General features: G+C 26.9%; 25 protein-coding genes. 3 read left to right on the forward strand and 22 right to left on the reverse strand.

Annotation, left to right across the window (positions count from 1 at the left end; genetic code table 11):
• Positions 1–177 precede the first annotated feature (177 nt).
• Positions 178–387, reverse strand: a complete 210-nt coding sequence (locus QOZ84_RS15540) for a hypothetical protein (RefSeq protein ID WP_284133816.1) — start codon at positions 385–387, stop codon at positions 178–180.
• A gap of 281 nt (positions 388–668) precedes the next feature.
• Between QOZ84_RS15540 and QOZ84_RS16685 the strand changes: the two genes are divergently transcribed.
• Entirely contained in the window at positions 669–767 is a 99-nt protein-coding gene (locus tag QOZ84_RS16685) for an IS3 family transposase (RefSeq protein WP_416390354.1), read from the forward strand.
• A 3-nt stretch (positions 768–770) separates the two neighbouring features.
• On the opposite strand, the gene QOZ84_RS15545 is transcribed toward QOZ84_RS16685, so the two are convergent.
• The 4 genes from QOZ84_RS15545 to QOZ84_RS15560 all read right to left on the reverse strand — a co-directional run bounded on the left by QOZ84_RS15545 (position 771) and on the right by QOZ84_RS15560 (position 4,569).
• Positions 771–2,252 carry an ABC transporter permease/substrate-binding protein gene (locus QOZ84_RS15545; protein ID WP_284133869.1) on the reverse strand — a complete coding sequence of 494 codons (1,482 nt, stop codon included), beginning with the start codon at positions 2,250–2,252 and terminating at the stop codon, positions 771–773.
• 25 nt (positions 2,253–2,277) lie between these two features.
• Positions 2,278–3,414: a betaine/proline/choline family ABC transporter ATP-binding protein gene (locus tag QOZ84_RS15550; protein WP_284133817.1), complete on the reverse strand. Its 1,137-nt coding sequence runs from the start codon at positions 3,412–3,414 to the stop codon at positions 2,278–2,280.
• Positions 3,415–3,579: 165 nt separating this feature from the next.
• Entirely contained in the window at positions 3,580–4,296 is a 717-nt protein-coding gene (locus tag QOZ84_RS15555) for a hypothetical protein (RefSeq protein ID WP_284133818.1), read from the reverse strand.
• Between the two features lie 18 nt (positions 4,297–4,314).
• Complete coding sequence (locus QOZ84_RS15560) at positions 4,315–4,569, reverse strand: RING finger protein (RefSeq protein WP_284133819.1); 255 nt, start codon at positions 4,567–4,569, stop codon at positions 4,315–4,317.
• Between the two features lie 210 nt (positions 4,570–4,779).
• Here QOZ84_RS15560 and QOZ84_RS15565 point away from each other — a divergent pair, with 210 nt between their 5' ends.
• Both QOZ84_RS15565 and QOZ84_RS15570 read left to right on the forward strand, forming a co-directional pair.
• Positions 4,780–5,058 (forward strand): hypothetical protein, encoded by a 279-nt coding sequence (locus tag QOZ84_RS15565; RefSeq protein WP_284133820.1) that lies wholly within the window; start codon positions 4,780–4,782, stop codon positions 5,056–5,058.
• Positions 5,059–5,159: 101 nt separating this feature from the next.
• Positions 5,160–5,348, forward strand: a complete 189-nt coding sequence (locus QOZ84_RS15570; RefSeq protein ID WP_284133821.1) for an asparagine synthase — start codon at positions 5,160–5,162, stop codon at positions 5,346–5,348.
• 31 nt (positions 5,349–5,379) lie between these two features.
• Here QOZ84_RS15570 and QOZ84_RS15575 read toward each other — a convergent pair whose 3' ends face one another.
• The 17 genes from QOZ84_RS15575 to QOZ84_RS15655 all read right to left on the reverse strand — a co-directional run bounded on the left by QOZ84_RS15575 (position 5,380) and on the right by QOZ84_RS15655 (position 22,708).
• Positions 5,380–6,591, reverse strand: coding sequence for a glycosyltransferase family 4 protein (locus QOZ84_RS15575; protein ID WP_284133822.1), 1,212 nt, complete (start codon positions 6,589–6,591; stop codon positions 5,380–5,382).
• 42 nt (positions 6,592–6,633) lie between these two features.
• Positions 6,634–7,488, reverse strand: coding sequence for a hypothetical protein (locus QOZ84_RS15580; protein WP_284133823.1), 855 nt, complete (start codon positions 7,486–7,488; stop codon positions 6,634–6,636).
• A 266-nt stretch (positions 7,489–7,754) separates the two neighbouring features.
• Positions 7,755–9,206 carry a glycosyltransferase gene (locus QOZ84_RS15585; RefSeq protein ID WP_284133824.1) on the reverse strand — a complete coding sequence of 484 codons (1,452 nt, stop codon included), beginning with the start codon at positions 9,204–9,206 and terminating at the stop codon, positions 7,755–7,757.
• A gap of 88 nt (positions 9,207–9,294) precedes the next feature.
• Complete coding sequence (locus tag QOZ84_RS15590) at positions 9,295–9,582, reverse strand: hypothetical protein (RefSeq protein WP_284133825.1); 288 nt, start codon at positions 9,580–9,582, stop codon at positions 9,295–9,297.
• Positions 9,583–9,603: 21 nt separating this feature from the next.
• The gene (locus QOZ84_RS15595) at positions 9,604–9,903 is read right to left on the reverse strand and encodes a hypothetical protein (RefSeq protein WP_284133826.1); all 300 of its coding nucleotides are present in this window, start codon (positions 9,901–9,903) and stop codon (positions 9,604–9,606) included.
• Positions 9,900–10,226: a peptidase associated/transthyretin-like domain-containing protein gene (locus QOZ84_RS15600; RefSeq protein WP_284133827.1), complete on the reverse strand. Its 327-nt coding sequence runs from the start codon at positions 10,224–10,226 to the stop codon at positions 9,900–9,902. Before QOZ84_RS15600 ends, QOZ84_RS15595 begins: the two co-directional genes overlap by 4 nt.
• 3 nt (positions 10,227–10,229) lie before the next feature.
• Positions 10,230–10,565: a hypothetical protein gene (locus QOZ84_RS15605; RefSeq protein ID WP_284133828.1), complete on the reverse strand. Its 336-nt coding sequence runs from the start codon at positions 10,563–10,565 to the stop codon at positions 10,230–10,232.
• Between the two features lie 48 nt (positions 10,566–10,613).
• Positions 10,614–12,350: a motility associated factor glycosyltransferase family protein gene (locus QOZ84_RS15610; protein WP_284133829.1), complete on the reverse strand. Its 1,737-nt coding sequence runs from the start codon at positions 12,348–12,350 to the stop codon at positions 10,614–10,616.
• Positions 12,351–12,409: 59 nt separating this feature from the next.
• Entirely contained in the window at positions 12,410–12,718 is a 309-nt protein-coding gene (locus QOZ84_RS15615) for a hypothetical protein (RefSeq protein WP_284133830.1), read from the reverse strand.
• 182 nt (positions 12,719–12,900) lie between these two features.
• Positions 12,901–13,194 (reverse strand): hypothetical protein, encoded by a 294-nt coding sequence (locus QOZ84_RS15620; RefSeq protein WP_284133831.1) that lies wholly within the window; start codon positions 13,192–13,194, stop codon positions 12,901–12,903.
• 15 nt (positions 13,195–13,209) lie between these two features.
• Entirely contained in the window at positions 13,210–14,031 is an 822-nt protein-coding gene (locus QOZ84_RS15625) for an SPOCS domain-containing protein (RefSeq protein WP_284133832.1), read from the reverse strand.
• A 37-nt stretch (positions 14,032–14,068) separates the two neighbouring features.
• On the reverse strand, positions 14,069–15,055 hold the full coding sequence (locus QOZ84_RS15630) for a hypothetical protein (RefSeq protein ID WP_284133833.1): 987 nt from the start codon (positions 15,053–15,055) through the stop codon (positions 14,069–14,071).
• 27 nt (positions 15,056–15,082) lie between these two features.
• Entirely contained in the window at positions 15,083–16,279 is a 1,197-nt protein-coding gene (gene pseC, locus QOZ84_RS15635) for a UDP-4-amino-4,6-dideoxy-N-acetyl-beta-L-altrosamine transaminase (RefSeq protein WP_331496613.1), read from the reverse strand.
• Positions 16,280–16,301: 22 nt separating this feature from the next.
• A complete protein-coding gene (gene pseB / locus QOZ84_RS15640; protein WP_284133834.1) occupies positions 16,302–17,300 on the reverse strand; it encodes a UDP-N-acetylglucosamine 4,6-dehydratase (inverting) in 999 nt (332 codons plus the stop codon).
• A gap of 173 nt (positions 17,301–17,473) precedes the next feature.
• On the reverse strand, positions 17,474–18,364 hold the full coding sequence (locus QOZ84_RS15645; RefSeq protein ID WP_284133835.1) for an alpha/beta fold hydrolase: 891 nt from the start codon (positions 18,362–18,364) through the stop codon (positions 17,474–17,476).
• A gap of 15 nt (positions 18,365–18,379) precedes the next feature.
• On the reverse strand, positions 18,380–21,505 hold the full coding sequence (locus tag QOZ84_RS15650) for an AAA family ATPase (protein ID WP_284133836.1): 3,126 nt from the start codon (positions 21,503–21,505) through the stop codon (positions 18,380–18,382).
• On the reverse strand, positions 21,506–22,708 hold the full coding sequence (locus QOZ84_RS15655) for an exonuclease SbcCD subunit D (RefSeq protein ID WP_284133837.1): 1,203 nt from the start codon (positions 22,706–22,708) through the stop codon (positions 21,506–21,508). It lies immediately after the preceding gene.
• Positions 22,709–22,793: the final 85 nt, after the last annotated feature.

A 22,793-nucleotide genomic window follows, 5' to 3' on the forward strand; every position in this document is an offset into this window, starting at 1 on the left:
GACCAAGATTTTGCCGTAGGCTTCCTTCAGATTCCACCTCACGATGGACACCCTTGCCCTTAGCTAGCAGTTCCCACTATCAAGCCTGCAACGGACTTTCACCGTCAAGTTATTGCTCATGCCGGGCACACTAAAAAAGCATTATATAAGAACTCTTATATAATGCTTTTTTGTTGACTATTTATTATAATTCTCATCTCTTTGTATTGCTTTATTTAGCTCTTCTAATAAAATTCTAAATTCAACTATGTTGTTATAAATCTCTTCCCAACTTTTACCCTTTATTATAACCATATCTCCTACATCTTCTTTTATTACTTTTGTTACATATCTAAAATTACCTAGTGCTTTTAGTTCTTCAACAGATTTTACATTAATCCATCTCATTTTATACCTCCATATACTTATTCGGTATAAATATATTCATGACTAACGGTTTAAATAACAATTTTTTATATTCATAAAGGTCACTATAAATATAAAATGTAAAATCAAACTTGTATAATAGTTATTTATTCACTATATTTGCCTTGCAACTATATACTTGTTTTAACTGTTCAACTACATTTCCTGTATCTTCTTCAATATCTCTCATACTAAAAAATATACTTATATTGTGATTTTTTATAAAATATTAAACGAACATAAAGTATTAAGTAAATAATTATATAGAAACTTACAATAAAAAGAGATTTCACAAAAAAATAAAAGGCCTGACTCCTATTGAATACGGAGAACAGACCTTCAAAATGCAGTTCATACATTAAAGTTTATATAAGTTTCGAATCAACTAAGAATTTATGTGCTACTTCTTCTGGTGATTTACCAAGCACATCTACCTCATAGTTAAGATTTGTCATAGTTTCTTCATCAATCTTTCCTGCTAATAAATTAAACACATCTTCCAGCTCTGGATGTTTTTCTAAAGTTTTTTCATTTACTAAAGGTACTGCATAGTAAGGAGTAAAGAATTTTTCATCATCTTCTAATACTTTAATTCCCATTTTTTTAATTAGCCCATCAGTTGAAAATAAATCTGTAACTTGCGATTTATTTTCGCTTAATGAAGTATATCTAATAGCTCCATCCATAGCTTTAATGTTTTCAAATTTCATATCATAGTGTTTATTTAAACCTACTAATCCATCTTCTCTTACTTCAAATTCTAAAGTTGGTGATAAAAGTAATTCACTTGTATGTTTTTTTAAATCTGATATAGTATTTATATTATATTTTTTAGCAACATCTGGCATCATCCCTAAAGCATACGTATTATTGAATCCTAGTGGCTTAAGTACATCCAAATTATGTTTATCTTTCATTTCTTTTTTTACAGCGTCATAAACTTGTTTTTCATCTCTCATTGGTTCTTTTTTTAGTATATTTACTAACATAGTTCCGGTATAATCAATATACATATCTAAGTCGTTACTTTTAATTGCATTAAATGCAATCATTGTTCCACCTAAGTTTAACTGTTTTTCTACATTTAAATCAGTATGTTCCTCTACTAATTCTGCATATATATTTCCAAGTATAAGTTGTTCTGTATAATTTTTAGAACCTATTGTTATACTATCTTTTTTGTTTGTAAATATTGCTATTGTTCCTGTAACCAATGCTGCAATTAATATTAATATCCCCATTATTTTAAGAGCTTTTAGGTTCTTTTTAGTAGCTCTCGGGTCTAATCCTCTTGCAGAAACTGTTTTTTCAATTTTTCCAAATACGTAATCTACTACTAACGCAAGTATACATGCTGGTATTGCTCCTTGTAGTATCATAGTATTATTAACGGTTCCAACTCCTAAGAATACTAAGTATCCTAATCCCCCGCCTCCAATAAATGCTGCTAATGTCATAAGACCAACAGCTGTAACTGCTGATATTCTAACTCCTCCCATTATTATTGGAAGTGCTAATGGCAATTGTATTTTAAATAAAGTTTGATTTTTAGTAAGACCTATTCCTTTTGCTGATTCTAGTATTACGGGGTCAATACCAGAAATCCCGATATATGTGTTTTTTACTATTGGAAGTAGTGAGTATACTACAACCATAAATATAGCTGGTTTACTTCCTATTCCAAGTACTGGTACAAGTAATCCAAGTAATGCCATTGATGGTACTGCTTGTACTAAATTTACAAATCCTAATATTATTTTTCTAAGCGACTTTACTCTACATATAATTATTCCAAGTGGTACACCGATTAATATGGCTATTAAAATAGCTCCTGCTGTAAGAGTCATATGTTGTATTGTTAGTTCTATAATTTTATCCAAGAACACTCACCTCCATTTCTAAAAATTGCTCACTTAAAACTGAAAGTAAACTGCTTCTTGTTATTAATCCTGCTAATTTATATTCATCGGTTACTACTGGTATATATCCTACTGAACGTTCATTCATAATACTTAATATATTTACCAAGTTATCATCTTCTTTTACTACTAATACTTCTGATGACATTATGCTTCCTAATGATTGTGATTTACTTATATTTGATTTCATATCCTTTACAGTAACTATTCCTTCTAACTTATGATTTTTATCTGTTACCAATAAACTATCTACCTTGCTAGTTCTCATTATTTCAATTCCTTGAATTATAGTTCTAGATGGCTTTACTGAAACTGGATCTTTTATCATAATATCTTTTGCTTTTATATATTCTGGATTATTCCAAACTCTGTCTAATCCTATAAAGTTTTTTACAAATTCATTTACTGGGTTTCTTAAAATATTTTCAGGAGTATCATATTGAGCTACTTTACCGCTATCCATAATACAAATTTTATCAGCTATTTTTAAAGCTTCATCCATATCATGAGTTACAAATATTATTGTCTTTTTAAGCTCATCTTGAAGTGTAAATAATTGTTCTTGAAGAGATGTTCGAGTTATTGGATCTAGTGCACTAAATGGTTCATCCATTAGTATTATTTCTGCGTCTGTGGCTATTGCTCTTGCAACACCGATTCTTTGTTGTTGTCCTCCACTAAGCTGTGATGGGTATTTATCTATATAGTCTTCGTATTTAAGTCCTACCATTTCTAAAAGCTCTATTGTAGTTTTTTCTATTTCTTCTATAGTTTTTTCTTTTTTTAATCTTGGAATTAATTCGATATTTTCTTTTATAGTTAAATGTGGGAAAAGACCTGTATTTTGAATAACATATCCGATTTTCCTTCTAAGTTCTATAGTGTTTTCTTTTGATATAGGTTTATCGTCTATATAAATTTCTCCAGATGTAGGTTTTATTAATTTATTTATAAGCTTAAGTGTAGTAGTTTTTCCACACCCACTAGAACCTATTAAAACTACTAATGTGCCTTTTTCAATGTCTAAAGTTATATCATCAAGTATGACTTTAGCTCCTACTTTTTTTGTTACATTTTTGATTTTTATCATATATTATCATCCCCTTAATTTGTATCAATTTAGACTCAATGCGCTATATTGCTACAACTCAGTATAACATATTTTCTGAAAAGTGCAAAATTTGATATATTTTATTCATATTTTGCAATAAACAAAAGCACCGTAAAATACGGTGCTTGCAATGGTTTATAAATTTTATTTTATTTTTTTAGATAAGCTGTCTATTGGCATTAATCTATCTAAGTAATACCACTTACATTCTCCATCTAAAAGTTTAGCAAATTCATCTTTTGATGAGTAATTAGGGGCTTTTTTATTATAGAATTTAAATTCATTTTTCCCCATTTTATTTTTTGTAGTTTCGTATTTAAGTTCACTTATAAAGTGATAATCTAAATATCCAAAGATTTGAACTTTTTCTATTTTATATAAATCTTTTATTAAATGTCTTTTTATACGATCTTTCTTGTCTTCCATTTCTAAATTTAAGTGTATACCTACATAATAATTTTTCTTATTTTTTTTAGATTTAAACTCTTCTTTACCTATTATAAGCCTAGTGTGTATTTCATTAGCTATTGCCGTTTTTATTCCTATTTTATGTTTCTCTATTACACTTTCATCTAAATTTCTTTCCATTAAATAGTTTAAAAATGCACACTCTGCAATCTTTTCTACAAACACTCTTTGCATTCCTACTTCTAGTTGAAGGTCTTTGTCTTTTATATCTTTAGGTACTAATTTTATATAGTCCTTAGAGCTTTCAACACTTTCTTTTGCAAACTCCATACATCCTTTTACTTGATCACGAGTTACATTTACTGATTTAGTCATTAATTTATCAAATTTTTGTTTTATAGCTATGTTCTTAACAAATACTTCTTTCTTACTATCTACTGTTATATAATTCATTTATTTTTCTCCTGGTTTTTAAGCTTTTTTAGGTCTTAAGTCTGATTGACTTAAGTGTTTTCTTATAATATATGATGTATTATCTTTTTTAAATTCTGCTTCATATGAAAATCCGTATTTTTCTATTTCATAAAAATCTAATATTTTAACAGCATCTCCAGCTCTTAAAGATATGTTTTTAGTATAAGTATCACTTCCATCAACGTGTACCTTTATTCTTCTATCTTTAGCAAGGTATGCTATATCATTTATTTCAAATTCTCTTTTTATCATATTATCTCCTTAAGTATGTATTTTTCAAGTATTGTACTTAACTATTATACACATAATTACTTTCAAAAGCTAATTTTTTGTGCCATTTTATTTATTATTTTCATATACTATACTTTTAAATCGATAAAAGTAAATTCTTTTTATTAAGTACTATAAAATTTGAAAAATATGTCAATACTATGTCTATAAAACCTATAAGGAGAATAGTAAATGAATAATTTTATAAATTTTTTAAAATCCAAATTAGATTTATCTGATTTTACACTATTAAAAACTACTTCTAACAAGTTAGTTATCTTTAAATGTTGTACTAAATATACAAAATGTATTTATATAAATTTTTGCGAAGAAAATATAGAAATAAAAATAGACAAAGTATTTGATTTTAAAGGTATAAATCCAGGAATAGAAAGATTAATGATCTCCAAGAAGGTGTTTAATGATATGGATAAAACTTTAAACTATATTAGGCAAAATATGATAGTTTAAATATGGCTTATAATTACTTTTTTAAAATTAATTACTAGCTATAAAAAACAATCTATATGAGAAAAATATGTTTGATTATATTCGTTTAGGAGGTTATATTTATGAGAAAAGGATTAATACCCGTAGCTTTAGGAACTGCCGTTACAGCAGTAGGAGTCACTTTAGATTCTAATCAAAGTAAAATCAATTTATGTAGAAGAAATGATTACACAAGTTTGTTAGGAACATTTTTAGTGGGCTTAGGTGTAGCTCATATATTACTTGGTAGTATAGATATAGTAAAAAAATAAATAAAAAAAAGACAGCAAAGTCTGTCTTTTTTTATTGGATTATATTTTCTAGTGTGCTACATAATCCACTCCATGTTTTATTCTCCATATCAATCATTTTATTTCTAGTATTTTTGTTTAAAATATTCTCTATCATATAATTTAAAGAAGCACTTAAATTATCTTCAAATTTTTTAAGTTCTTTTTCTACTGGAATTCCTAATTTCTGCATTTTAGGTAAATCAATATAGCTTACTTTTTCTGAATTGTTTATATTTTCTCCGATCCATCCACGCAATCCCGGTATATCAGTAGTAATTACATTGCACCCACTAGCTAACGATTCTATCACAACTAAGGGAAGTCCTTCAAAAAATGATGGTAATACAAATATATGAGATTCTCTAAAAAGTTTCGATAATTTAATTTGGTTAATCTTACCTAAAAAATTTATATTAAATTTTATATCTTTTGATACTGCTATTATTTCTTCATACTCTTCTTTGTTACTTCCATCGCCAACTACATTTATATTAATAAAATTTCTTTCATACTTTAGATTATTCAAAGATTTTATTAAACATTTTACACCTTTTGCTTTGCAAATCTTACCAGCATAGGTTATTGTTATTTTCTCGTTACTTAAATTTCGTTCTTCCTTAAAAAAAACTTGATTATCGTATCCACTTCCTAATATAAAAACCTTTGATGGATCAATATTAAATATTTTTATAATTTCTTTTCTTTGCTCATCATGAAGTGCAAATACCGCATCTAATTTTCTTATATTAGATATAATATAATTTTTTTCTAAATCATGACTTTGTATTTGCCTAAGGCAGGTACCATGGCATATGCTAACTAAATTAATATCATTTATTATTTCTCTAACAAATGATGTTAATAAATACAAGTGATGACAGATTATTAAATCTGGTTTTAATTCACTTACTGCTTTTTTTATATTTTTTTCAAATGCACCTTTTAGTGAATTAACCATGTTTAAGTCCATTTCACTGTATATTGTGCTATTGTAAGGCATGCTATCACTCATCCCTACAACATCAAACGGTAATTTATCACTATTAAAAAATACAGGGTAATATTCTATGTCATCATTAAAAGAATTTATATCATCCTTATCAACACCTGCTACTACACCTTGTTTATGTCCTTTTTCTCTAAACCCATTTATCATACCACACATGTATACTCCACTACCTGTGCTATTTGGTTTTTGAGTTGTTATATGTAAAATTTTCATTTATACTCCCCTTATTGTACGTCAGTTTCTATTTATATTAAATCAAAGATTATATTCTATATCTAAATAAACACATGAACAATCATCTTTTATTTTAAATCTAGGAAATTTTGTAGTGGAAAAATCTTTTTCTTCAAAGGCTCTTAGCTCATTGTAGATCGACCCAACCCCTCTATTTTCAACTGTCTCTAATATTTTTTCATCTTCTATTAATTTATATCTATCACTAATACACGAAAAACCATCACTAGCTAACATTAATTTTATACCTTTGTCTATATAGATTTCTCCATGTATAGCTTCACTAATCGCATGTTCATCAAATTCAAGAATCCAATACCCCTCTTTAGTGTTTTTTTTTAGCCTATTTTCTATTATAGTGCTAATAACCCTTTGTTTTATACTTTCAAAAGAAAGCTTCGCTAAATCAGGTAATTTTTCCATTTGATTATAAACTACTTTATCTAATTCACACAAAATTTTATCTTTTATAATTATCGTATTCTCATCATATTCTAAGTGAATTGAACAATCACCTAACATAAAGTATTCTAGTTTATTTTCATAAAATTTAATAATAGATATGGAACTAGATGGCGTATCTAATTTTTCAATTTTATTTTCCCCAATTTGTTTATAATAATCATGTTTTATATCTTTAATTCCACTTAACATAATATTTTTCAAACTTTTATCATTCTTTATATTATTATGTAAATATTCGTTCCACCAACTAACATACCATTTAGCATCACTATCTTTAGCAACTAAATTTTTATTATTAAGACCAGTAGCTCCATCTAACACCCATGCGCCCCAAGGTGTTACACCTACTATATCTTCATTATATCTTGCACTTCCCTGACAACATAAAACATCAGATTTCTTAATATTCATATTTTTAACCCCTTCACAGTTTAAAAACTTAGATTTTCTTATTTTATGAACTAATATCTCTATGATGTTTTTTAATTCCATAACATCTTTGTATATTATTACTTTCAAATAAATACTTGCCTATTATTGTAGCACAAAATGAACTATCTCAAAATAAAAAATCTATTTTAAAACAATTCATTTTATATATCTATTTATATATTTTAAATAGCGTTTATTTATTTTTTATAGATAAGTCTAAATCGAAAATTAAAGCTATATTAATTTTATTTTTGTAATATATAATTTATTAAAAGATCCCAGTCCTTACCTTCATATTTATTTGATAATATTTTAATTTTATCACACATACGGATATATAAATCATTATTTTCAATAATAGAATTTACTAAATCAAACATTTCGCTATAACTACTCACTTTAAATTCATCACTCAAGAGTTCTGATACATCCCCTGTATTAATAGATATTACAGGTATATTGCATAATATAGCCGCTAAACCACCATATCCTCCTCCTGTTCGTTTCGGATTTAAAAACATATCTGATAGAGCTATTGCTGAAATTAAATTATTCTTAAATCCAATTGTATATAATCTATTATATACATCCTTTGGCAATTTGTTTTTAAGACACTCTTTATTATATTCTCCTATAAAAACTATACCTGTATTTTTATTTTTTATTAATATATCTTTACATATGTCTATAAATTTATCACTTAATTCTTCTTCTAATCTATTCCCAACTATCGATATTAAAAATAAATCATTTGGTATCTCAAACTGTTCTCTTATATATGACTCATCATATTTATCTTCTAATCCAAAAAAACCTTGAGGAATTTCTATTATACTTTGTTTATCATTAATTAAAATTTCTTTAATTTTTGTTGTATTTAAACTTTTTACTAAATATTTCGTTTTAGCTATAGGTGTATCTCTAGTAGTTCCATAAGTATATACATCTGTAAAATTATTACACATATCTGCTAATATGTTTGACCCTCCAATTGAAATAATAAAATTTGGCTTTAAAGTATATATTTCTTCTAACATGTTATCTATTTTTTTTAGTGAGTTTGTTTCATCTATATCATCAAAATAATTAACTTCACATCTATCTATACTTGCTAATTTCATAAGATAGTAAAAGTACTCATCACTTATATTTATATGATTAAATACTGAGGGTTTGTAATAAGAACAAGGTGATATTTTTGGCATTTCTGTTGAATTAAAAATATAAATTTCGTGTATTTCACTAAATTTATCATTAATAGATTTAATCATGCTTAATAGAATCTTTGTTGGGGAATGTTCATAAGATAAAAATTGATTTGTGATAAACACAGCTATTTGCTTATTTTTTTCTTTTATTTCACTTATTTCTTTTAAAGCGCTACTTTGATTTACTGTATCTAATATACTGTCATATATTTCTTTTATATTTATACTTTTTAATATTTCTTTATTCAAAAAACTTATTCTTACAAATTGCCAGTATAAGAAAATTCTTATATTGATATCTACATTTATGTTTTTACAAATTTTTTCAAAAGCGACTATGCATCTTATATCTTTGTTTATATCATAATGATATGATATAGAAAATAAAATATTATTTAATATATCCTTATTATTTAACTCTATTTTATCTATACCAGTATCTAATATTTCTTTACTAATTTTTAAAATATTTAAATTTACATTATTCATATTTTAGCCTCTTTTCATACCTATTTAATTGTTTTTATCTAAAAATAAATTCCTAAAAATAATTTAGAGTTATCTTAAGGAATTTATTTTATATTTTATCAAGTTTTGACATACTATAAGATATCTGTAATGAGTTTATCTCGGTTGGATATATTTTAATTTTATAATAAGAAGACTTATTATATATTTTGATGTAAAACTCCCCACACATATTTGTGGTTGTATATCTATCTAGTGGACATTCACAATTTGAACAACACTCATAAATAGGGTTATTGCTACAAGTTCTAATTTCCTGCACAGCTACAAGTGCATCTCTTACAGGAGTACCATCATCATACTTAACTACTCCATATATTAAATTGCTTTCTTTCATATATATCAACCCTCCTATGTATTAACTTGGAGGATAAAATTCTAACAAATAGTCTACCTTATCTGTCTTTTCAAGATAAGTTATAAATTTCCCCTCTGCATCAGTTATTACAAATCCTATTTTGGTTGTTGTTATTGGTGTCTGATTTGAATCTATCTTAGATATTATAACTGAAGTCCCACCTGCTGGTGTACGATCTTCATATACCACTATGCCCATGACTAATACTTCATGATTTTGGGGAACTACAATACTTTTGCATATTAAGTATTTTTCTTTTAGCTCTTCTGGCGTAATTATAATTTCTGTATATGTTTTCATTTTTTACCACTCTTATAATTTATAATCAGAGGAGAATAAGCAGTAATCTTATACTGTAGTTCAAATCTTGGTTCTACAGCAAAACTATATTCTCCATTTTCATCAGAGAAAATATTTCCTATAATTTTGCTATCTCCGCTAATCTTATTAATCTCTATAATTTCTATAGCTGCATTAGGTATAGGGTGTAGGTCTTTATCATAAACAGTCCCTTTTATCTTAAATTCTTGTTTTTGAGGAATCACAAATTTTACAGTATAAGGCTTTCCTTCCACTAAGTCAGAGCTTTTTATAATTATATAATCAGTCTGTAATGTTTCCATTTATTATTTTTTATTTTTAATGAAAATATTTTTTATATATTGTAATATCTTGCTTATCCATGACTTAGTTTCTTTATTTTCTATTCCTTCAGGCATCTCCATTTTTGCATCATTGACTTTACTTTCATTTATGTTTTCTATAGATTGAATTTCTGGTGAATCTTGTTCACTAACCTCAACATCATCTTCAGCTAAGTTTATTATTATATTCATATGTCCACTTCCATCATGAGATTCTAATGAAACCACTCCACTAGTGTCAACTTTATCATTTATCTCTAGAGTACTTACACCCCTTTGAGTATATTCTTTTCCATTTATATTAAGTTTATCACTCATATCTATGCCTCCATTAATTAAATGTATATTTAATACTACAATATGGTATTAATCTACATTTGGTGCGTTAGTTAAAAGTAATTCCTTTATTACTTTTAATAAACTATTCAAGTCCTGAAAATAATGTAGGAAAGTTTCACTTTGATATTTAAAATCAGAAGTTAATTTAGAATAATCTTGTGCTGGCATTTCAAAATAATTCTTTCTTACATCAAATAAGAATTCAGTAAAATATCCACCTAGATAATAACTTTTTGTGCTATATTCAAATTCATCTACAACATGCAACAAATATAAAAAATTTTGTAAGTTAATATCATCTTCATCCATATCCATTAATGATCCATTTACATCATTATTTAAAAATTCATTACATATATTTATGCATTCATCCGATTTAACTATAAAGTTGTTTATGTGTTCTAAAATTGAATTTATTATTTCTTTATAATCTATATTAATAGATTTATTAGGAATTAAATTTTCTATATTTTTATTAAATTCACTTGATGTTATTATTTCTTCTAGTTCTTTATGTGGTGCACCCTCTATATCAGCTCCATAAGATGCATTTATAAACTCAATGTATTTGCTTTCATCTTCTTCTTTTACCAAATTTATATATTCTTCAATTTTAGTCTTAAAAAATGTTAATGTTAACGTAGTTCTTATCTCATCTCCATATATATCTTTGTCTAATACTACTTCTAATTCATTTGGAGTTTTATCTATATCAAAAGTTGAATTATATGAATGATGCTTATTTTCAGTAAGTGCACAATCTTGACCTACTAAAATTATTTTATTACAACCTATAATTTTAGCTATATCTATACAGGTATGTGCAACAGAGCCTCCAATATAGGTTCTTGACAAATCCTTTAGGTCTTCTATAGTTCTTGAAAATAGCTCTGATATATATATTTTTTCTCCTCTATATTCTTTCACTAAATCTTTATTACTATATTCATAAAAAGCAAGAGGAACATCACTATCTAAATATTTTTTCATCATATCATAAGTAACTTGTGCCGGATCTACTGATACTACTAAGTTAGGTTTTATTCCATTTTCTATAAGTGAACCCATAGTTCTGTTTCCAGCTATTATAAAAAATTTATCTAAGCAATTTTTGTATTTTAGCATAGTTTGGATATTTCTATCTAAAGATGGGCCTGCTGATACTATTATAGCTGGTGTGTTTTTAAATTTATCTATATATGAATTTAAAGAAGATGTATGGTTTATAATTGATAAATTCGAAATCATATTTCCAAAAAATATTTTTTTAAAACTAGAAACTACAGCTATTGATGAACTAGAAGTATAATATATATTATCTAAAATACCTATAAATTTTTCATATTCTTCAATGTATACATCTTTATAGTTCCCGAAACAGTGAACATGCAATCTATTAAAATTTTTATGATTTATTAGATTTCTTAAAATTGCTTTTATAACTTGCTCATCATAGTGTATTAAATGTATATTATCATCTACTATTTTTTCTTTCGCTATATCATATATCTCTTTATTAGGTTCTATTATTATAACTCTATTACGTTCACATAATTTACTTTTAAGAGCTTTTATATATTCACCACTATCAATTCCAAATATTATAACTACAGAATCAAATAAAATGCCTTCTAAATTATCAATTAAATTTTGTATATTTTTCTTATAATTATCTTTGTCAGCTAGATAATATGATTTATCCTCTGATATTAATTTATATAGATAGTAATCATCCTTACTTTTATACTTTTTTATATTAAACATAATTCCTCCTTGATAACTTAAATTTGGAGATTAGCAATAGGCTAATCCCCTTTTTATTATTAACTGTATACTCTCATTGTAACATCTTTACCAGTTGGAATAGTTATAGCATATCTACCTGCATCGTCTGTAAAAGTAAGATAATCTGCTGTACCTATAGTAGCTGTTGCTGGTGGGTTTGCTGTTAACCATAATACAACTGCTGCACTTTTTAGTATAGTTGCTGTAGCTGAATATTTAGCAATACCTTCTACTAATACTAAGTTCCAATATACAGTACTTAAATTTGTACTAAGTCTCATTGCTACTGCTGCTGGTGCTATACTGTTTACAACCATTGCTTCAGGTTTATAATTTGCCTTAGGCATATAATTCGCTCCTTATATTAATATATTAAGGAATTTTTATCCTCAATATATTATATGAAAAAAATGTAAATAACGTTCTATTTTTCTACATTTTTTCATATAATAATACATCAATGAATCTTTGTCATTAACATATCACATAAAAAAATCAAATAATGCTACACAATTTCTACATTTTTCATTTAACAATATGGAATAAATTTATATTCATAATTTAATTTCCAAGGTAGAGATACTCCATACACTCCATCTTGATTTGAAAATGTAACACCTAAAAATATCTCATTAGGAGGTGTTTCACTTTTATCGATTAATGTAATTGATACTGCTGCATTAGGTATTACTTCTTTAGTAGGACTATATATTATTCCACTAACAAATACATATTCTTCTTTATCCATATATAAATTTGCTACCGCTCCACCATTTTTAATAATTTCACTTCCCTCAACATAAACACTATTTGATGCTCCCATATCATCACCTTTTCACTATCCACATAATATTTTTGCATTTACTAAAATTATTGCATTTGTTAGGTATTCTCTAGAATTTATTTTTTTATAATATATATCTTCCACTATACCTTCTACATCTAACTTACTTCCTATTTCATAATTTTCAGCCATCACTATAAATGTACTAAATGGTATATTATAATGTGATGAATAAACCAATTCATCTATCGCAACATATTGCACAGTATATTTAATTAGTCCATGTATTATTAATTTGTATCCTGATAAATTCTGATTTTCTAAAGATTTTATATTAGGTGTCGCTATTACATAATATTTAATTATTTCTATTTCTGATGTTATATCACTTATTTCTTTCATATCTGGTTTTACAAGATCAAATGATAATTTTTTTTCTATACTTATTTGTCTAAAATTATACATAGGACTATCCTTAGTACAATTTTCTTTATTATTAATTTGTAGATTTTGTAATGTATTTTCACTTTGAGTAAGTGAATATTCATATCTTACACTATCTAATATATTCGTATAGTTTATATAAGACGTATTTGTTATAACCACCTCATAGCTAATTACTAAGCTTTGACCAGCACTAAGTTTTGGAGTTAATATACCTGACAATATATCCGCTTGTGATATTAATGTGTCATTTATAGTTACAGTTCCAGGTATAAATTGTATTGATGGATTAAGTGAATCTTCTATATACAAATTGTAGATATCGGTTCTTGAATTATTTACACCTTTTATAATATAAGTTATAACATCTCCTATATCTGAATAATTGCCTTTTGGAGTTTTATTTATTGTAAATTGTGCATTTACTACCACATTCTTCCCCCCTTACATCTATTTATATTCTTTTGATTTAACATACTTTTACATCTACTAGTAACATTACGCATAAATTTATAGTTTTATTGTCTAGCTTTTTAAATTTGATACCTTCTACATAAGGAGTTACACTTATACTGCCAACGCTCATTAAACTATTAATATCTTTTATATTTACTTCATCCGGTACTACAACATTTATAATACTTGAATTTTGGTAGTAATTAACTTGGGTCATTTGTGTAGGTTCACATGCTATATATGTTATTTTTTCTTTTAGATTAACTTCTACTACTAAAGCAAAACCACTAAGTCTTTGACCTTCATTAGATACTCCTATTGCCGTGTCTATTAGCTTTATATTTGATATTTCAGGCCATACTGATACATCAATAACCCTTTCTATATCTAGTCTCTTAGGATCTAAATTTATATTTTCACAAACCATTTGTTGTTTAAAATAAGTTGGCATTATTGGAAATAAATTTTGACTACAATTATCTATTTTTACATTCAAATCATTTGAACTTGATGAAACATCTGCTATTAACATAATCGTTATATTATTATAAATACACCTTAAATCCATTTTTTCTGAAAGTATATCTTCTATCGCTACACTTGGAGTTATTGTTGCGTTAATATTTATGTTTTGAGGTAGGACTACACTTCCATAAAACGAAAATGTAGACTCTGTTGTATTAATTGGTACATTGCACTCACAGCTATTGCAAGAATCACATTCTATATATTCTATCTTTAACGAAATTTCTCCACATATCATAACATCATATCCAGTTAAACCTTGACCTTCTAGGGATGTACCCTTGACTGTAGATATCAACTTTGAGTCTGTTATAGATGCTTGTGCGTATACACTAACGATTCTATCTATATCTGGTTTTTCAGGTTGTATGCAAAATATATTGTCAACATTCAATTGTGTAAAATATGGAATTTTTTCATATGGACACATTGTTATTCCATTATATTCGACTAGTTCTCTCATTACTTTTGTCATTGCTCTCCTCCTTACATTGTTCATATCCTAGATTCTGTAAGCACTTACAACTTTATTTATAGCTTTTATTACATCATTAAAATCTTCATCACTCATACTTGGATATAGTGGCAATGTTATAATAGATTTATAAAGTTCCTCTGCTCTAGGGCATAGTCCCTTTTCATAGCCTAATTTTTGATAGTAAGGATGTAAATACACGGGTAAATAATGTACATTCACTCCTATGTTTTCCGCAATAAGAGCTTCAAAAACCTCTTTTCTTCCGACTTTAAACTTATTTAAGTCCAATTTGATTATATATAAATGTCTGCTAGTATCTGAAAAATCTTCTTCTTTTTGTATTATGATTCCATCTATTTTGCTCAACTCTTTATTGTATCTATTAACTAGTTCTTTTCTTCTTTTTATAAAAAAATCTATTTTATCCATTTGAGTTGTACCTAATGCACATTGTAAATCCGTTATCCTATAGTTATAACCTAGGTCTATTTGTTCATAATGCCAAGGCCCATCTTCTTTAGTAATCATTAATTTTTCATTTCTAGTTATTCCATGAGTCCTAAATAGTAAAAGTTTTTCATACAATTGTTTACAATTAGTAGTTATAATGCCACCTTCTCCTGTCGTTACAGTTTTTACAGGATGAAAACTAAATTCAGTCATATGTGATATACTTCCTATATAATTTCCTTTATACTTAGTTCCTAAAGCATGTGCTGCATCTTCTATTACTATAAGATTATATTTTTTTGCAAGTTCTATTATAGGATCTAAATCTACACTTTGACCCGTAAAGTGTACTGGTATTATAGCTTTTGTTTTACTTGTTATTTTAGATTCTATTTCTTTTGGATCTATATTGTACGTATCAGGATTTATATCTGCAAATACTGGTTTTGCTTTACAATATAAAATACAATTTGCTGAGGCTGCAAATGTTATTGGAGAAGTTATAACTTCGTCACCTTCTTTTATTCCTGCTGCATAACAAGCCGCATGTAGTGCAGCTGTTCCATTAGATATTGCTACTGCATATTTTGCACCTACGTATTTAGCCACTTTTTTTTCAAATTCTTCAATAGCTGGACCAGTTGTTAAATAATCACCATTTAGTGTATTTATTACACCTTGTATATCCTCTTTGTCTATAAATTGCTTTCCATATGGAAGATATGAATTCCTTACAGGCATTCCTCCATCAATTGCCAAATCTATTTTCAAATTATCACCTCCGTATATAATTCTATAATTTATCTATTTCTGATTTTATATCTTCTATACTTAACCACTGTGTATTATTACCCGAGTTGTATTCAAATCCATCTTTTATATATTTTCCTCCTAGTGTGAAGAATTTTTCTTTATTCCACCATTCAAAATTAGGGTATATTATATAATGTTCTTCATATTCATAAGTACTTCTTGAATCATCTTTAGTTACCATTACTTCATTTAATTTTTCACCTTCTCTTATACCAACTTCTCTGCATTTACATTCTGGTAACATTGCTTTTGCTAAATCTACTACTTTAAATGATGGTATTTTTGATATATATGTTTCTCCTCCTTTTGATTCATCTAAAGCTTTTAATACCAATTCTACAGCCTCTTTTAAACTTATCCAAAATCTTGTCATATTAAAATCTGTAATTGGCAATTGTGTACATCCTTGATCTATTAAGCCTTTAAAAAATGGGATTACTGATCCTCTACTTCCTGCAACGTTTCCATATCTAACTACTGAAAAAACAGTCCCCTTATCTGCTGCATATGCATTCGCTGATATAAATAGCTTATCTGAAACTAACTTAGTCCCTCCATACAAATTTATTGGATTCACTGCTTTATCAGTTGACAATGCGACAACTTTTTTTACACCTTTATCTATTGCTGCATCAATTACATTTTGTGCTCCATGTATGTTAGTTTTTATAGCTTCAAAAGGGTTATATTCACACGTTGGAACTTGTTTCATTGCCGCAGCATGTATTATATAGTCAACACCATCAAATGCTCTATACAATCTTTCTTTATCTCTTACATCGCCTATGAAAAACCTCATTTTTTGTATTTTATTAGGAAACATGACAGACAATTCTTTTTTAAATAAGTCTTGTTTAAACTCATCTCTAGAAAATATTATAATTTTTTTTGGATTATATTTATTTAGTATAGCTTTAGTGAAGTCTTTTCCAAATGACCCGGTTCCACCAGTAATAAGTATTGATTTATCGTTTAACATAATCTATCTCCTTTTATATAAATCTGCTTTTTCAAGTTAATTACTACTTAATACAATATATCCGTGGACAATCTTTAGTTGTGATATATATTTAAAATTTAATTTCAAATAAAAAATAAGGAAAAAGATAATTCTTTTTCCTTATTTTTTATAATATTATTTTTATATTTTTGTTATTTTAAATTAGAATCATAAAATCCTAATATTTTTTTTATATACGGATTGAAAATTTCATCTTTTTCTATGTAAACTTCGTGTTTAGATTCTTTTATATGATGTAGTTCACACTTACTATTTCCTTGAACAAATTTATCATGTCCATCTGGTTTAACATATGAATCTTTTCCAGCTTGTATCAATAATACTGGTACTTGTATTTTACTAGAATTCTCTACAACTTCTTTAGTAGCTTTAAAAGATTCCTTTAACCAATTAAAAGATCCTCCTGATGTTTGTAAATTTTTATCTTTAAGTTGTTTATCAAAGTAAGTATCATACCTTTTTTGCGAACTAGTTCCAGAACCTATTAAATCAGGTTTCCCATCATACGGTTTATGACCTAAAATATATCTTTTTCCTTGCCCAAAAGCACATACAATGTTAGCTATTAATTTAGAAATAATATCAGGGTATTTACCTGTATGTATTTGCATCATAGGTGCATTTAAAATTGCTGCATCAAAATAATCGGGATATCTCTCTAAAAATAATCCACCTATACATCCACCCATAGAGTGCGCAAATAAAAATAATTTAGTTTCATCTTTTTTAACTATAGTATCTATAAAAATTTTAAAGTCTTCTACATAGTAATCAAATTTTTCTACATTTATTTGGCTATCATCTATGCCTAATCTTCCCGAGTATCCATGACCTCTATGGTCTAATATATAAACAGAGTATCCTACTTTATTAAATACTTTTATTAATTCTCTGTATCTTACTGAAGTTTCGCAAAATCCATGTGATATAACTATTTTAGCTTTTTCATTCTTTACTTCATATATCTTGTAGTGTATAGGTACTTCTTGTGTCCCCTTAAAATATTGTTCTTTATTTTTCATATATTCCCCTCCATATTATAATATATTAAATCTAGCTTTACTTCCTCTAGATGTAGCTGTTACTTCAAGCTTGGCTTCAACCCTTTCTTTAAGTTCTTCAACATGAGATATTATTCCTACCAATCTTCCACCTCTTTGAAGTTCTAACAAACTATCTATTGCATTATCTAAAGATTGTGGGTCAAGTGTCCCAAATCCTTCATCTACAAACATTGTATCAAGAGATACACCTCCTGCGTTTGATTGTACAACATCAGAAAGACCAAGTGCTAGTGATAAAGAAGCCTTAAAGCTTTCTCCTCCAGATAGTGAACTAACATCTCTAGAACTATCTGTGTAATTATCATAAATTTCAAGTTCTAAACCTTTTTGACCCGCACCTTTACTTTTACTTTTTTTTCTTATTAAGGAGAATCTATCACCTGTCATTTTCTCAAGTCTTACATTTGCTGCATCTATAATATCTTCAAAATATGATGCTAATATATATCTTTCAAAAGATATGTAAGGCGATTTTTTACCATTTGCTAAATCTGCAAGCTCACCCACTACTCTATATTCTTCTTCTTTTTCCTTAAATTCAACATTTAATTTTTCTACGTTTTTAAGAATATCTTTGTTGCTGTCCAATATAGAGTATTTATCTTTTAGCTCAGCTTCCATTTCTTTTTTACTTACGTTTATAATCTTAATTTGTTCTTCAATATTTAACGAATCTATAAATTCCAAGCCTTTACATTTATTTATAAGCTCTTCTTTTTTTATAATTTCAAAATTTAACTTAGCATTATAATCTTCAACTTGCGTTTGTATTATCTCTATTTTTTCTATATTTAATTTAGCATTTTGATATTGTTGTAAAGTATCAAAACCTTCTTTTTTCATTAGAATTTCAAATTGTAAATTAATTTTTTCTATTTCTAATCTTAATTCTTCTATACTCTTATTTATCTCTTTTGAAGTTGAAGTTTCACCTTCTAGATTCTTAGATATAGCATCTCTTGATTCTCTTAAAATCAATAATCTCTGTTTACTCTCATTTAAGATTTTATTCTTTTCATTTATTAAATCATTTAAGGCTTTAACAGATTCAATATTTTTTGGAATATCTTTTTTATATTCCTCAATTTTAGTACTTACTTCTGTAAAGTACTTAAAATTATCCTTTTCTTTTGACTCCAATGAAATCAATGTATTTTCATTTGTCTCTATACTAATATTTATATCAGTGATTTTTTTAACTATACTTTCTTTTAATTCTACTTTTCCTTTAACGCTTACTAATTCTTTTTGTAGATTTTCAATTACATTTTTCAACTCTGTACCTTTGTTTTTAACATCATTATAAGTAGACTGTGAATATTTTATATCTAAGTTTAAGCTATCAGCAAATCTAGATAAAGACCTATTAACAAACTCTAGTGAATTTTTTATATCTGAATTTAGAGTTGTTAAATCTCTAATCTTCAAGTTCCTTTTTTCTTCTAACTTATCTAAATTAACTTTTACTATTTTAAGCTCTTCTCTAGTAGGGATATTAGCATCATTTTTAACAGTAGCAGGATTTGGATGATTCTTTGACCCACATACAGGGCAAGGTTTATTTGATTCTAGTTTAGAAGCTAGTATCCCAGCCTGTTCCTTTTTGTATAAATCATCCATAGTTTCATATTCACCTTTAACTTTTAAGTATTCTTTTTCAAACTCTTCATAATCCTTACTTAGTTCAAAGTGTTTAGCCTTATATTTTTCATGACTAGCTATAATCTTAAATAAACTTCTTATATCTTCTATAATTTTGTTTTTATTATTTATTTCATTTTCAAGCTCTACTTTTTTAGTTTCAAATGATGCTATATCCTTTAATATATTTTCATTATTTAATTTTTCAATCTTTAACGTTTCTTTTAACTTCTTATTATCTGATATTTGTAATTTAATTTCCTCAATATTTTTAGTAGCGCTTATAACAATTTCTTTTAGTTTATCAAACTCAGCTATCTTAGGTTCAATATTTTTTAGATTATCAATTTCTATAGCAAGCTTTTCTCGCTCACTTTCCTTAGCTTCCTCTAAGTTTAATGTTTCAGTGGCTATTTTAAAATCGACTTTCAATTTATCTAAATTACTTAAGCTTAACTTGTAGTCTTCTTCTCTTTTAGCTAATTTGTGTTTATTTTCAATAAGTTTATCTTCTATGTATTTAACTTCTTTTGCACTTTTAGCATTACTTATCTCTTTTTTCTTTATTTCAAACTCTTTCTTTTTGCTTAAAAGTCCTTCAACATTTTTTAAACTAACTTCTTTTTCCTTAATTAGAATATTATTATTTTCTATCTTATTTCTTCGTGTATTAAGATTATCTAAATTACATTCTACATTCTTTAACTCTTCACTAAGCAATTTATAACTTTCACTATTTTTACCTATAAGTTCTTTTAAATTTTCTATAACTAAAGGAAAATCAACATATTCTCCGAGAAGTATATCATGTTCCCCTTTTATATTTTCTAAATTAGTTTGCATTTTTTCTTTACTTTTATTTCGCTTCTTATTAAGGTCTATTGCTTTATCCTTAAGTTGTGATTGTATCTTTTCAAAGTCATATGTATTAAATATTTTTCTAAAAATACTCTCACGTTCTAGCGAATCTGCAAGTAATAGCTTTTTAAACTCGCCTTGTGGAAGCATTACTATTTGCTTAAATTGATCTCTAGTTATACCTAAAATCTCTACTAATTTATTAGTAACATTTGTAACCTTAGTTATAACAGCTCCATTTGGTAGTGTCAAAGTAGCATCAGCACTTTTCTCTGTATAGCCCTCACCTTTGACTTTTTTCTTTTTTTGCTTAGGGACCCTATTTACAATATATGTTTCTCCCCTAAGATCAAATTCTAGCTCAACAAAGGTCTCAACAGTATCCTCTGCAAAATGACTTCTTAAAGAATCAGTTTCCCTAGATTCTCCACTAGCCTCACCATAAAGTGCATAACTTATCGCATCAAATATAGTTGTCTTACCCGCTCCTGTTTTACCAGATATAACAAATATATTTCTTCCATTTAATTCTTCAAAGTCAATTACTTGTTGTGTTGCATATGGTCCAAAAGCACTTATAGTTAACTTTATAGGTCTCATTTATTTCTCTCCTTTCTTTAAAACTTCATCAATTGTATTCATTAATACGTCCTCTTTTTCTTTGGTATAATCTCCGCTACCTAAATCCTCATAAAATTCCTTAAATAAATCTACCTTACTTTTAGTTTTATATTCTCCTTTAGCAGATGTTTTATCTTCACTATACTCACGTCTTCTTTCCCTAGTTATTAGCATAGTATTTGGATAAACTGATCTTAATTTTTCCATAGGATTTATTAATTCTCCATCATCAGTTAATATAGCTTGTATGTAATCTTCTTTTTCATCTTCTGCTTCTCGTCCTTCTTTTACTAAATTCTCAATATCACCTCTTATAACTCTCATATCTCTAAGAGGCTTTAATTTTTTAAATTCTATATTTATAGATTTATCATCATCTATATCTACTATCGTAACTCCCTTTTTCTGATTAACTTCAGAGAATGAATATTTAAGTAGGGAACCTGAATATCTCATTTCATATCTTCCTATTCTTTGTCTGCCATGCAAATGACCTAATGCAACATAATCAAAATCCTTAAATAGGTTTCCATCAATAAGGTCTGTACCTCCAATTGATAGAGGTCTTTCTGATTCAGATATTTCAAGTTCTGCAATTTCATACTTTTGTTCATTAGATTCTATGGCATCACTTCTTTTCATAGTCACATATCCATGACTTACTAATATATTTACCTCTTCTTTATTTAAATTTTCTTTTATAGTTTTTATAGTTTCAGACATCGCATCATTATGGTTTTTGATTGCTTTGTTATCAAGAAGCTTCTTTACTAATGCGGGGTCTTTGTACGGTACTAGATAGAAGTTAACATTTCTATTATCATCCTTTATAATTACATGCCTATAAAGTTCATTATCTGCACCACAAATATACAGTCCTTGTTTTTCTAATATTTTGCTTCCAAAACTTAGTCTCTCTCCGCTGTCATGATTTCCTGATATAGCTACTATTTTTGTATTTGTATCCATTATTAAATCACTTAAGGTTTCATTTAAAAGTTCCACTGCCTCTACTGGTGCGATTGATCTATCATATACATCCCCTGCTATTATAAGTACATTTGGTTGTTCTTCTTTTATAAGTTCTATTAATTTATTTAAAATATATTTTTGGTCTTCAATCATTGAAAATTCATTTACAATTTTTCCTATATGCCAATCACTTGTGTGAATAATTTTCATCTTATATCCTCCTAATCATTGCTTTCATACTCTTTATATTATATGGTTATATTTAGCATAAATAAAGCCTAGAAAATATTAATAT

This window comes from Romboutsia sedimentorum (assembly GCF_030131845.1).
Lineage (GTDB): Bacteria > Bacillota > Clostridia > Peptostreptococcales > Peptostreptococcaceae > Romboutsia_D > Romboutsia_D sedimentorum.